Genomic DNA, 12,706 nt, shown 5'->3' with positions numbered 1-12,706 from the left:
ACAAATATAATGAAATTTTTCATTAAAAAATTCATTATCACTAAATACTTCGCTATAAGAAATTGATTATTGCGTAGTTATGAAAACATGTCTTTAACTTTTTCAAAAAAAGATTTCTCCGAAACCGATGGGCTCGGGATGAAATTTTCATCATTCTGAACACTTTCAAAAAATGCCTTTTGTTCTTTTGACAACTTTTTAGGGGTCCATACATTTAAATGTACCAATAAATCACCATTGCCATATCTATCGAGACTTGGCAATCCTTTACTCCTTAATCGCAGAATTTTACCACTCTGAGTTCCTTCTTCTATTTTGATCCTAACTTTCCCGGTGAGCGTATCTATTTCCTTACTGCCTCCCAGTGCTGCCTCAGCAAAACTAATATAGAGATCATAATGAAGGTTATTGCCTTCCCTTTTTAATTTTTCGTGTTGAATTTCTTGAATGACAACCAGAATATCTCCCGGGATACCATCTCCTGGGGCCTCATTTCCTTTACCCGACACCTTGAGTTGCACCCCGTCGGTTACTCCGGCAGGGATTTCTATTTCAACCGTTTCTTCTCTTATCACCATGCCATTTGCATCTGCCCCTTTCGGCCTGTGGTTAACCACTTTTCCGGATCCCTTACAGGTAGGACAGGTTGTAGCTGTTTGCATTCTTCCAAGAATCGTATTGGTAACCCTCATCACGCTTCCTTGTCCGTCACAACTGCCGCAGGTATTGTAGGTAACACCCTCTGCTTTTACCTGGCGTCGAACTTTTACTTTCTTGGTTACTCCGTTCAAAATATCTTTTAGCTCCAGTTTAACCCTTATCCTGAGGTTACTTCCCTTTACACGTGTCTGTCTGGAACCACCGCCAAAGCCGCCTCCAAAGCCGCCTCCAAAGTGACCTCCAAAAATGTCGCCAAACTGACTGAAGATATCATCCATATTCATGCCTCCAAATCCGCCACCGGCTCCACCGTTTTCAAAAGCTGCATGACCGTATTGATCATATTTAGCCTTTTTGTCAGCATTGCTCAAAATCTCATAAGCTTCGGCAGCTTGCTTGAATCTTTCTTCTGCTTCCTTATCCCCGGGATTTTTATCAGGATGATTCTGTACCGCTTTTTTACGATATGCTTTCTTTATTTCATTGGCCGCAGCGTTCTTACTTACACCCAGTATGTCGTAATAATCTTGTTTCAAGTTAATCTTTTTTAAAATGTTGATTTGTTAATTACCCAGGACTACTTTTGGGTAACGAATAATAGTGTCTCCAAGTTTGTATCCCTGCTCCACTGTATCTATAATCTTGCCCTTTAATTTTTTTGAAGGGGCCGGAATCTGAGAAATGGCTTCATGGATCTCAGCATCAAAGGTATCTCCTTGCTTTACATCCATTACTTTAAGGCCTTTTTGACTCAGGGTATTTTTCAATTTGTTGTAGATCAGTCGAACACCTTCCAGCAATACATTATCAGAAGATTTTTCAACCTCTTTTAATCCTCTTTCAAAATCATCCAAAATTGGTAATAAGACTGTCATAAGTTCCTTATTTGCAGTACTGAACAATTCAATTCTTTCTTTAGATGTCCTTTTTTTATAGTTTTCAAATTCGGCAAATAACCTTAAAAAATTATTCTTTTCCTTTCCTAACTCATCTTTAAGTACATCAACCTCCGATTCAATTATTTCATTTTCAATATTTTGTGAATCATTTATATTTTCAGTTCCGTTTTCCACTTCCTGTTTGGGTGTATCATTTTCCATTTCTTTATCTTTATGTTCTTGGTCACTCATGTCTGTTCAATTTAAAGCTATTACACCTAGCTAAGCAAATTACCTGCCAAGTCCGTTATTGTGTCATATTGTCACAAAATTAAACTTAAGTTTTGAGATTCTTTAGAAGGTACTTTCGATTCTTTCTATCCTGGCTCCTATCGAGCGCAAACGCTCATCTATATTCTCATATCCACGATCAATTTGATCAATATTATGAATCGTACTTGTTCCTTTTGCAGATAAGGCTGCAATAAGCAAAGAAATTCCAGCCCTTATATCGGGGGAACTCATGGTGGTAGCTTTTAAACTTGACTCGTGATTCATCCCGATGACTGTTGCCCTGTGTGGATCGCATAAAATTACTTTGGCACCCATATCTATGAGTTTATCAACAAAGAACAACCTGCTTTCAAACATTTTTTGATGGATCAAAACACTGCCCTTTGCCTGTGTAGCAACGACCAATACAATACTCAGGAGATCAGGGGTAAATCCCGGCCATGGCGCATCCGACACCGTTAAAATGGATCCATCCATATAACCCTGAATCTCATAACTTTCCTGAGATGGAATATAAATATCATCATCGATTTGCTGAAGTTCAATACCCAACTTTCTAAATACATTTGGGATAAGACCAAGATCTTTCCAGCTCACGTTTTTAATTGTCAATGCAGATCTGGTCATGGCTGCCACTCCAATCCAGCTGCCAATCTCGATCATATCCGGCAACACACGATGTATGCATCCACCGAGGTTTGAAACTCCCTGAATGATCAATCTGTTCGACCCAATTCCGTCGATAACCGCTCCCATACTTACCAGCATTTTGCAAAGTTGCTGTATATAAGGTTCACAAGCGGCATTGTAGACTATGGTTTCTCCTTTTGCAAGCACAGCAGCCATCAAAATATTTGCCGTACCAGTTACCGACGCTTCATCAAGTAACATCTCTGTTCCATGCAATTCATCAGCTTCAACGCCATAAAAAGACTCCTCCTTGTTGTATCTGAATTTGGCTCCCAGTTTAATAAATCCTTCAAAATGTGTATCAAGTCTTCTTCGTCCGATCTTGTCGCCACCAGGTCTTGGAATATAACCTTTTCCAAATCTGGTTAATAAGGGCCCTACGATCATAATGGAGCCACGAAGAGAACTTCCATCTTTTTTAAATTGCAGAGATTCCAGATATTCCAGGTTGATGTCATCTGCCTGGAAACTGTAAGAGTTGGTATCCAGTTTTTTGATTTTCACCCCCAGTTCACCCAGTATAAAAATCAACTTGTTTACATCTCTAATGTCGGGAATATTGTGTATTGTAACTTCAGAAGCTGTTAAAAGTGTTGCGCAAATAATTTGAAGTGCTTCATTCTTTGCACCTTGTGGGACAATTTCACCTTTGAGACGATGTCCACCTTCAATTTTAAATATTGACATTAGCGGAAGTTATTATTAGGGACTATCTTTTTCTAAAATTCTTTTTACCTTGTTTTTGTGCGCTTTTCTGATAGGTTTTAGCCGGTTTCTTTCTCAACAAGTCCTTTGATTCCGACAACGTTTCTTTGTCTTTAAGCACCAGTGCTCCTCCAGATAATTCTTTTAAATGGCTAAAGATTACTTCATCATCAACTGTGTCTTTATTCCAATTCAAATAACACTTTTTCATATGATTGGCTATGGTGAATACCAGCGCATCTTTCATGTCGCCATCTTCCCAGGTGAGTGCCGTGTCGATCATGATCTGAATGTTATTTCCGTAAAACCTGTATTTAGAAGCTGATTTTGGATACTCCATCGCTTCGGGTTTTGCCTGTAAAATTTCCCTTTCCGGTTTTGGATATGGCGTATCGACATCCAAATTATAATCGGACATAATAAATAACTGATCCCATAATTTATGTTGAAAATCGGGTACATCTCTTAAATGCGGCTGCATATTTCCCATGACTTGAACTATGGCTTTTGCCATGGTATTTCTCACTTCTCTGTCTTCTAATTTGATACAGTGATTGACAAGCTTTTGTATATGCCTGCCGTATTCTGGTATGATCAAATGTTCGCGATCTGAATTGTATTCTAAATCCATCCTTCCGTTTCTTTAAGCCTACGTTTTATTAAATTTTTATCTTGCTGCAAAGTAACAATTATTTTAATGATCAAAGCAACGATTTAACCAATAATCTTCAACTTAGCAAATTGCAACAATAACTTCTTTGTGTCGCCTGATTCAAATCTGATTTCGGCCTTTTTACTATTCCCGGTGCCTTCAACCGAAAGAACTTCTCCCTTGCCAAATTTAGCGTGTTCCACATAATTACCCTGAAGCAGGTCATGATCGAAGAGGTTTTGAGACCCCTGCATGTCGCTTAGCTTTTTAAGGTTTTTGGCCGGTTTAACCTGAACCGGTTTAGCCGCTGTTTTCTTGAGAGGCTTTTCAACTTTTCTGACCAAGGGTTTTTTAAATCTGATCCTATTTTCATCAGGGATCCCAAAAATGTCTTTATTTATAAATTTATTACCCGCTGCCTGTTCCTTCTTTGGGCTGATAAAATCAATATATTTTTCATCTATTTCCTCTAAAAAGCGACTGGGTTCGCAATCGATAAGTTTCCCCCATCTGTACCTTGACTGGGCATATGACAGGTAGACTTGTTTTTGCGCTCTTGTCAGTGCCACGTAAAACAATCGTCGCTCCTCCTCTATTTCACTCCTTGTGTTCATACTCATAGCCGAAGGAAAAAGGTTCTCCTCAAGACCCACGATATAAACATAGGGAAATTCCAATCCTTTAGCAAGGTGAATAGTCATGAGAGAAACCCTTGGGACATCTTCCTTATCCTTATCAAAATCAGTTGCCAATGCCACATCTTCAAGAAAATAAGCCAGGGAAGCGTCTTCTTCCTTTTGATGTTGCTCTTCAATAAAATCCTTGATGCCGTTCATCAGTTCCTGAACATTCTCAACCCTGCTTACTGCCTCGGGCGTTCCTTCACTTTCAATATCCCGGATTAAACGAGTTTTTTTAACAACGAGGTCAGCAACTTCAAAAGCATTTTTAGACGCGGCTTCAATCTGAAAGCTCCTGATCATGTCTCTGAAATTATTAAGTTTAGCTTTGATTCCCGAATTAATATTGATCGATAAACCATCCAATTGATGAAGTAATTCAAAAATTGAAATCTTATAGTGATTTGCGGCAATGACCAATCGATCAACAGTAGTTTGACCGATACCCCTGGCCGGATAATTGATCACTCTTTTAAGTGCTTCTTCATCATTGGGGTTGACAAGCAACCTTAAATAGGCTAAAGTATCTTTGATCTCTTTTCTTTGGTAAAATGAAAGGCCCCCATAAATTTTATACTTGATGTTTTTCTTTCTTAAAGCATCTTCAATGGCTCTCGATTGCGCATTGGTTCGGTAGAGAACCGTAAAACTGTTATTTGGAAGCTGCTGCTGCATTTTATTCTCAAAAATGGAATTGGCCACAAACCGGCCTTCATCCCCTTCAGAAAAAGTGCGCATGATCTTGATGGATTCCCCCTCTTGATTTGCCGTCCAGATTTCTTTATCGAGCTTGGTCTTGTTTTTATCAATAACACTATTCGCGGCCTGAACAATGGTACTGGATGAACGATAATTCTGTTCAAGTTTAAACATTTTTACATCATCGTAATCCTTCTGGAAATTAAGAATGTTTTTAATGTTAGCTCCTCTAAAAGCGTAGATACTTTGACTGTCGTCACCTACCACGCATATATTTTGATATCTGTCTGCCAGTGCCCTGACAATAAGGTATTGAGAATGATTCGTATCCTGATACTCATCGACCAATATATAGCGAAACCTGTCCTGATACTTGGCAAGGACCTCAGGAAACCTGGTGAGTAATTCGTTGGTTCTTAACAGCAAATCATCAAAATCCATAGCGCCTGCCTTAAAACAGCGATCGACGTACTCTTTGTATATGCTTCCGATTTTGGGCCTTCCTGATACCTTATCCGCTTCTATCAGCTCAGGGTTCTGATAATAAGCCCTTACGGTAATCAGGCTATTCTTAAACTGTGATATTCTTCCAAGAACCTGTTTGGCCTTGTATTTTTCCTTTTCAAGTTGTAATTCCTTGATAATGGAACTGATCAGCCTTACAGAATCCTGCGTATCATATATAGTGAAATTAGAGGGATAACCCAGTTTTTCAGCTTCACTTCTAAGAATTCTTGCAAAAACACTGTGAAAAGTGCCCATCCATAGGTTCTTGGCCTCACTTGGGCCGACGACGCCGGCTATCCGGCTTTTCATTTCCCTGGCTGCCTTGTTGGTAAACGTGAGTGACAGAATATTAAACGGATCTACCCCGTTTTTCATCAAATGTGCTATCCTATAGGTCAGAACCCTGGTTTTACCTGATCCGGCTCCTGCGATGATGATCATGGGTCCTTCTTTTTGAAGAACTGCCTCCCTTTGTGCCTCGTTTAACTCATCCAAATAACTACTCACTACCCCTGCGTTTTTCATCAAAAATACAATGGTTATTGAAGAACGGCAATAAAAGTTATTGACATTTTGTCAAAAAAAAAACCGCTTAAAAAAGCGGTTTTTAAAATTCGTGAATTATCTCCTGCTACTTGGCGTAAATCTCAACCCTTCTATTGACCTGACGGCCTTTAGAGGTGCTATTATCGCCAATAGGTTTAGAAGATCCGTAGCCTATAGCAGTAATATTCTCTGCCGGGAAACCATTTTCAATTAAATAATTCATGACAGCATCTGCTCTTTTTTGTGATAATTCACTATTGATTTTATCACTACCTGTGCTGTCAGTATGTCCTTCGACTACAAATTCTGAATTGGTATACTCAGCAAGAATCCTGTCAATCCCTTCAAGTCTGATTTGTGTTTCATCAGTAAAAGAATCTTGTCCTGTTTTAAAATAAATGGCTCTTGCCAAATCAGTGATTTGCTTTTGAACCTCTTCTGTTACTACAGGGCATCCGTAGTTTGAAACTGATCCAACAACGTTAGGACATTTATCCTGATCATCAGGAACACCGTCTCCATCAGTATCTTGTACCGGGCAACCTTTATTTTCAACAGGACCTGCTTCATTTGGGCATGCATCTTTAGAATCCATTACACCGTCTCCGTCAGAATCAGGACAACCGTTAAACTGTTCCAAACCTGCTTCATTGGGGCACATATCTTCAGCATCTATAAAACCATCACCATCTGAATCGGGACAACCATTGAATTTGGCCAAGCCAGCTTCATTTGGGCACTTGTCTTCAGAATCCTGGATACCGTCACCATCAGTGTCGGGGCAACCGTTGAATTGTTCAAGGCCTGCTACTTCAGGGCAGAGATCATCCTTATCTTTTACGCCATCTCCATCTGTGTCTTTACCCTTTAAATTGAAATTTAAGCCCAGCATAAACATCTGAGTCGTCATTTCATAAGCAACTTCTGATCCTGGGATCTTACCTAAAGGGTTGCTATCTGCATCCCATGGTCCATCAGGAAATCCGTCTCCATTAAAATCGATTGCCGGAGTAGGATTCAAAAGATTTCCACTTGTTTTTCCATCACTCATTCCGTAGTGATATACAGCGTCAATTCTGAAAGAATCGCTTACTTCATAACTCAACCCAAATTGAAAAGCATGTGCGATAATTGCAGTTGCCGGAGTCGAAAAGAAGGCTAATTCATCCTGAATAGGATTGGAACTATAGGTATAACCAAATCTTAACGGTAATTTTTTAATAGCTTTTAATTGAAGTCCTGCTGAAACAACAGAAATATTTTGCCATCCAAAACCATTAACAGCTCCTGTAGGGAAACCTGTAAAAGGGCCTTCCTCAGCAACTTCCCATCCGTAATCTTCGAATCCTTCAGTGCTTTCATAATCTACATATCGATAATCTAAAGCGATATCAACGATTCCTTTTGAATAACCAAGGCCAATTGAATAAATCGCAGGATAATTCATAGTGAATTCCACATTAGGAGCAGCTGAGCCATCCAAGTAATTATTCTTAAAATCAAATTTAGAAAAATATTGAGGTGTCTTGTAAGAGGCACCAATCTTAAACCCTTTTAATGAATCATAGAATAAACCTACTTGTCCTCCAAAACCAGTAGTAGAAGCTGATTCACTTAACGGATATCCCAAAGTCTGACTAGGTGCAGCCAATGGATTAGGCTCTAAAATTAAAGAAGCGTAGTTAAAAGTTGGTTGCAGACCGATAGAAAATTTTTCAGAAAAATTATAAGCCCATGTAAAACCGACTTGCAGCAACATATATTCAGAATGCAAGTTTCCGAAACCCATTAAATTTTGAGGAAACAGAATAGGATTTGAATCATTAGGATTCCAATTAGGATTTGGGTTACCATCAGCACCAATCGGCAAATTGTTTTCCTGAGGAAAATCTACACCAAAACCACTTATTCCAAATGCTGAAACCCCAAAAGTATGTTTAGAGTCTGCTTTTCCCCATGCAAACCCAATTGCTGGCATTGGATTATACCCCAATTCAGATTTAGTTGAACCACTAACTGATGGAGATCCCGGGCCTAACATGCCTGCAGGAAGCGAAGATGATAATTCAGGAACACCTTCAAAGGCTCCTATATCAAATTTTAAAATAGAACCATCAAACACAGAAAGTGCCGCAGGGTTCCATTGCATTGCACCACTTATATCAAGTGGTTGGGCCGTAGCGGCTCCCCCCATTGACATATTAACTGCCCCAACACCTTGCATCAAGTGACCAGTTTGAGCCATAGCCACACTGCTTAAGAGGATTAAAAATAATTTGATTGATTTGTGTATCATAATGATTAAATTTGTGTCGTATTATCTAAAGATAACTGAAATTATCTCAATCAAAGATAATTTCTTCTTTTTGACCTAAACGATCTGTTAATTTTGGCCAAATTTAGTGTCATATGTTACAAGTAATTGTGACAAATATCATCTTATTTCGGCTTTGTAACGATAGTTACATAAGCCATATATAAACCACAAATTCCTATCTATGGACCTGACAAAAATTATAGAATTATTAGCTTATACCTTACCAGCTGTCGTTACCGGACTCGTTGCGCTCTATTTCTTTAAATATTTTATTACCAATGAAGATAAGCGACGAAATTATTTACTGAGAAAAGAAAGTCAAAAGCTGGCTTTACCATTGCGTTTGCAGGCTTTTGAAAGACTTATTTTATTTTTGGAACGCATCTCTCTGAATAAATTACTGATCAGAATCAAGCCTACTGGAAAAGATCCTGAAAAGTACAGTCATAAATTAATCAGCATTGTCGAACAGGAATTTGAGCACAACCTGGCCCAACAGATCTATGTATCCGAAACAGCCTGGAAAGCGGTAGTCACCTCAAAAAATTTAATCGTCAAAATCATTCATACGACGGCTGCAAAAAAAGAAGTCGAAACTGCTGAAGATTTAAGAAAAGATATATTGCGTAATCTCGGTAAAAACGAGGGCCCTACAAGTGCGGCAATATCTTATTTAAAAATAGAGGTTAAAAAAATCTTTTAGGCTCCCTATTTGCTAATCCTTTATGACCACTTTATTGGACGTGAAATCTTTTGCCTTAATTCATTATTTTTAACAATAAAAAATACCGTACCATGACTAGAAAATTATTCTTCGTTTTCCTTCTTTTTTTGAACACCTTATTTATATCCGGGCAAAGACCTGAGGCTGATGTATTTAAATTAAAAAAAGGAAACCTTGTAATACAACCCATCCTCCATGGAACACTTGCCTTTCAATATGAAGGCAATGTAATTTATGTCGATCCATATGGAGGAGCTGAGGCTTTTGCAGGTATAGCAAAACCAAATCTAATTTTGATCACTGATATCCACGGAGATCATTTAAACGAAAATACACTGGATACGCTCAAAACAGAGGGAATCAAAATAGTAGTACCACAGGCAGTAGCCGATCAAATTTCTGAAAAATACCACAGCCAATTGGTGATTCTGGCAAATGGTGAGCACAGTAAGCAACTAGGTATTGGCATTGAAGCGATCCCAATGTACAATTTACCGGAATCAGCTGATGCCAAGCATGTAAAAGGAAGAGGCAACGGCTACCTCCTGCAAATTGGTAAAAAGAAAGTCTATATTTCGGGAGACACGGCAGATATCGTTGAAATGCGTGAATTAAAAGATATCGATATTGCTTTTGTCTGCATGAACCTGCCTTATACCATGAATATCGAACAGGCTGCAAGTGCCGTTTTAGATTTTAAACCAAAAGTCGTTTATCCTTACCACTATCGGGGGAACCCTGATATGAGTGATACAGAAGCTTTTAAAAAGCTGGTCAATGAGCAAAATCCTGAAATTGACGTAAGGCTTCGCAACTGGTACCCGGAGTATTAAGCTTTTGTTCAACCAATCGCGGCTACTGATTTTTGCGGTTTTATTTTTTTATGAAATCATGATGTCAATGTATTACCCTTATAATATCATGTTTGGTAATAATATGGTAATGACCATCTCCCGAATCAACAATCACAGCCTGATTGTTCTTGTGGATCAGAGAGGAGATCTTCTCCACTGACACGGTCTTTTTCACCACCGGATAAGGCTTGCTCATCACATCCTTTATGGGTTTGTCCGCGATGTGTTTATCTTCGAAATACAACCTGAATAACTGACTTTCATCAAGAGAACCTACAAAACCATCCGCATCTGTAACTGGCAGTTGGGATATTTCATATTTGCGCATGCGCTCAATCGCATGAGAAACCAGTTCTTCAGTTTTAACCGAAACCAAGTCTTTATTTTTATTTTTGATCAGATCAGCGGCAATGGTAATATTTTCGTCAAGGAATCCTCTTTCACGCATCCAGTCATCATTAAACATTTTCCCTACATAACGACTGCCATGGTCGTGAAACAGGACGACGACGACATCATCAGGTTTAAAATGTTCTTTTAATTGCAGTACACCTTTGATGGCAGATCCCGCAGAATTTCCAACAAAAATACCCTCTTCTCTTGCCAGTTTCCTGGTATAAACGGCTCCATCTTTATCCGTGACCTTTTCAAAACCATCAATAATATCAAAATCTACATTTTTTGGCAGAATATCTTCCCCGATACCTTCAGTGATATAAGAATAAATTTCATTCTGATCGAATATTCCTGTTTCGTGGTATTTTTTAAATACAGAGCCATAGGTATCTATTCCCCATATCTTGATTTCAGGGTTTTTCTCTTTCAGGAACTTACCAACTCCCGAGATCGTCCCTCCGGTTCCAACACCCACAACAAAATGTGTCACTTTTCCATCAGTTTGTTCCCATATTTCAGGTCCGGTACTTTCATAATGAGCTGCTGTATTTGAGAGGTTGTCATATTGCAGCGCGTACCAGGAATTCGGAGTTTCCTCAGATAACCTTTTCGAAACAGAATAATAAGACCTTGGGTCTTGGGGCTCCACATGAGTAGGGCACACAACCACTTCAGCTCCCAAGGCTCTCAGGATATCAATTTTTTCCTTCGACTGCTTATCAGCAATAACGAAAATACATTTATAACCTTTGATATTAGCAGCGATGGCAAGTCCCATCCCCGTATTTCCGGATGTTCCTTCAATTATGGTTCCTCCGGGCTTCAACAATCCGGCAGCTTCTGCATCCTCAATCATTTTAAGCGCCATACGGTCTTTGACGGAATTACCGGGATTAAATGTTTCAACCTTGGCCAAGACCAAAGCATCTATGTCTTCAACAATTTTATTGAGTTTTACCATTGGGGTGTTTCCAATGGTTTCTAAAATGTTTTTGGCGAAATTCATTTGCTGTATTTGATATGATCAAATTTAAGGAAAATAAAATGAGAAAGCAGCAAGAAACCAAAGGGTTCAGAAAATTGTTACGCGAACATTCCAGGGAAAGCCTCTTTGAAGTCCATGCGCTGAACATGAAGCCTGAAGAAAGTACGTATAAAACCCCATCCATACCCAAAGAATTGTATGTACATGGCCAGCACGCTTAACAAAGCCACTGTGATCTGTTTGGATTTAGAAAAGGAATCTGCCGCGACGAGAAACATATATAAAAAGAAGATGACCAGTGCAGCCCAATAACCGATATAAGTCAAAGCAATGGCTCCGATAAAAGCCATGATAAAAACCGATGGCAACCAATAGGTCAACTTACCTGAGCCCGGATACATTTTATTTAAAATGGGCCTGGCAGCCCCAAAATTCCTGGTTTGCCTGAAAAATGCCAGCCAGGAAGTACGCCTCTTGTGGTATACGAATGCGTCTGAAATCAATCGAGTGGAACAACCGTGCTTCAAAAGCTTGAAATTAAGGTCAATATCTTCTCCTATTCGCTGTTTTGAAAACCCGCCAGTCAAAGTAAACGCCTCCTTTGAAAGGCCCATGTTAAAACTTCTTAGCTGGAATTTTCTCGAAGGAGTTTCTTTGCTTCTTAAACCTCCTGTAGTTAGAAAAGAAGTCATACAGTAATTAATGGCCTTTTGCCAGCTGCTAAAACTTTCATGAGCGGCATCCGGTCCGCCAAAAGCATCTGTGTATTGGGCATCAAGCTCATATTTTACAGTAGACAGATATCCTTTGGGCAGGATACAATCCGAATCAAAGAGCAGAAAATAAGCTCCTGAAGCACGCTCCATTCCATAATTTCTGCTTTCGCCGGGTCCGGAATTTTTCTTGAAACAATACTTTATATCAAGATGACCCATGTATTTGTCTACAACCGATTTACTTACTATCGAAGAGCCATCTTCTACAACAACTACTTCCGTTTTATCATTAACATCCTGTTCAACAATACTTTGAAGTAACTCATCGAGTTCCTCAGGCCTGTTGTACACTGGTATGATTATAGAAAAACGCACGGTAAAAAATCTGGGGCTTAAGTTTAAA

At 39.1% G+C, this 12,706-nt stretch carries 10 protein-coding genes; 2 read left to right on the top strand and 8 right to left on the bottom strand.

The genetic code is table 11. The features are described from left to right. Nucleotides 1–77: 77 nt before the first annotated feature. The 6 genes from dnaJ to AABB81_RS01115 form a co-directional block, all read right to left on the bottom strand. Nucleotides 78–1,196, bottom strand: coding sequence for a molecular chaperone DnaJ (gene dnaJ, locus AABB81_RS01140; RefSeq protein ID WP_342158032.1), 1,119 nt, complete (start codon nucleotides 1,194–1,196; stop codon nucleotides 78–80). 27 nt (nucleotides 1,197–1,223) lie between these two features. Continuing rightward, nucleotides 1,224–1,790: a nucleotide exchange factor GrpE gene (locus AABB81_RS01135; protein ID WP_342158031.1), complete on the bottom strand. Its 567-nt coding sequence runs from the start codon at nucleotides 1,788–1,790 to the stop codon at nucleotides 1,224–1,226. Between the two features lie 102 nt (nucleotides 1,791–1,892). After that, complete coding sequence (murA, locus tag AABB81_RS01130; RefSeq protein ID WP_342158030.1) at nucleotides 1,893–3,209, bottom strand: UDP-N-acetylglucosamine 1-carboxyvinyltransferase; 1,317 nt, start codon at nucleotides 3,207–3,209, stop codon at nucleotides 1,893–1,895. A 22-nt stretch (nucleotides 3,210–3,231) separates the two neighbouring features. Further along, on the bottom strand, nucleotides 3,232–3,858 hold the full coding sequence (locus AABB81_RS01125) for a DUF4290 domain-containing protein (protein ID WP_342158029.1): 627 nt from the start codon (nucleotides 3,856–3,858) through the stop codon (nucleotides 3,232–3,234). A gap of 83 nt (nucleotides 3,859–3,941) precedes the next feature. Then, on the bottom strand, nucleotides 3,942–6,290 hold the full coding sequence (locus AABB81_RS01120) for an ATP-dependent helicase (RefSeq protein WP_425287330.1): 2,349 nt from the start codon (nucleotides 6,288–6,290) through the stop codon (nucleotides 3,942–3,944). A gap of 106 nt (nucleotides 6,291–6,396) precedes the next feature. Beyond that, nucleotides 6,397–8,607, bottom strand: a complete 2,211-nt coding sequence (locus AABB81_RS01115; protein ID WP_342158028.1) for an OmpA family protein — start codon at nucleotides 8,605–8,607, stop codon at nucleotides 6,397–6,399. 202 nt (nucleotides 8,608–8,809) lie between these two features. On the opposite strand from AABB81_RS01115, the gene AABB81_RS01110 reads away from it, so the two are divergent. Further along, complete coding sequence (locus AABB81_RS01110) at nucleotides 8,810–9,331, top strand: DUF7935 family protein (protein ID WP_342158027.1); 522 nt, start codon at nucleotides 8,810–8,812, stop codon at nucleotides 9,329–9,331. Between the two features lie 92 nt (nucleotides 9,332–9,423). Continuing rightward, nucleotides 9,424–10,185, top strand: coding sequence for an MBL fold metallo-hydrolase (locus AABB81_RS01105; RefSeq protein ID WP_342158026.1), 762 nt, complete (start codon nucleotides 9,424–9,426; stop codon nucleotides 10,183–10,185). 64 nt (nucleotides 10,186–10,249) lie between these two features. Here AABB81_RS01105 and AABB81_RS01100 read toward each other — a convergent pair whose 3' ends face one another. Further along, a complete protein-coding gene (locus tag AABB81_RS01100; RefSeq protein WP_342158025.1) occupies nucleotides 10,250–11,608 on the bottom strand; it encodes a pyridoxal-phosphate dependent enzyme in 1,359 nt (452 codons plus the stop codon). 77 nt (nucleotides 11,609–11,685) lie between these two features. Further along, a complete protein-coding gene (locus AABB81_RS01095; RefSeq protein WP_342158023.1) occupies nucleotides 11,686–12,678 on the bottom strand; it encodes a glycosyltransferase family 2 protein in 993 nt (330 codons plus the stop codon). Nucleotides 12,679–12,706 lie beyond the last annotated feature (28 nt).

The organism is Lutimonas vermicola, from assembly GCF_038433205.1.
Lineage (GTDB): Bacteria > Bacteroidota > Bacteroidia > Flavobacteriales > Flavobacteriaceae > Lutimonas > Lutimonas vermicola.
The sequence above is the reverse complement of the archived record's forward strand: the minus strand, read 5'-3'. Positions and strand labels throughout refer to the sequence as shown.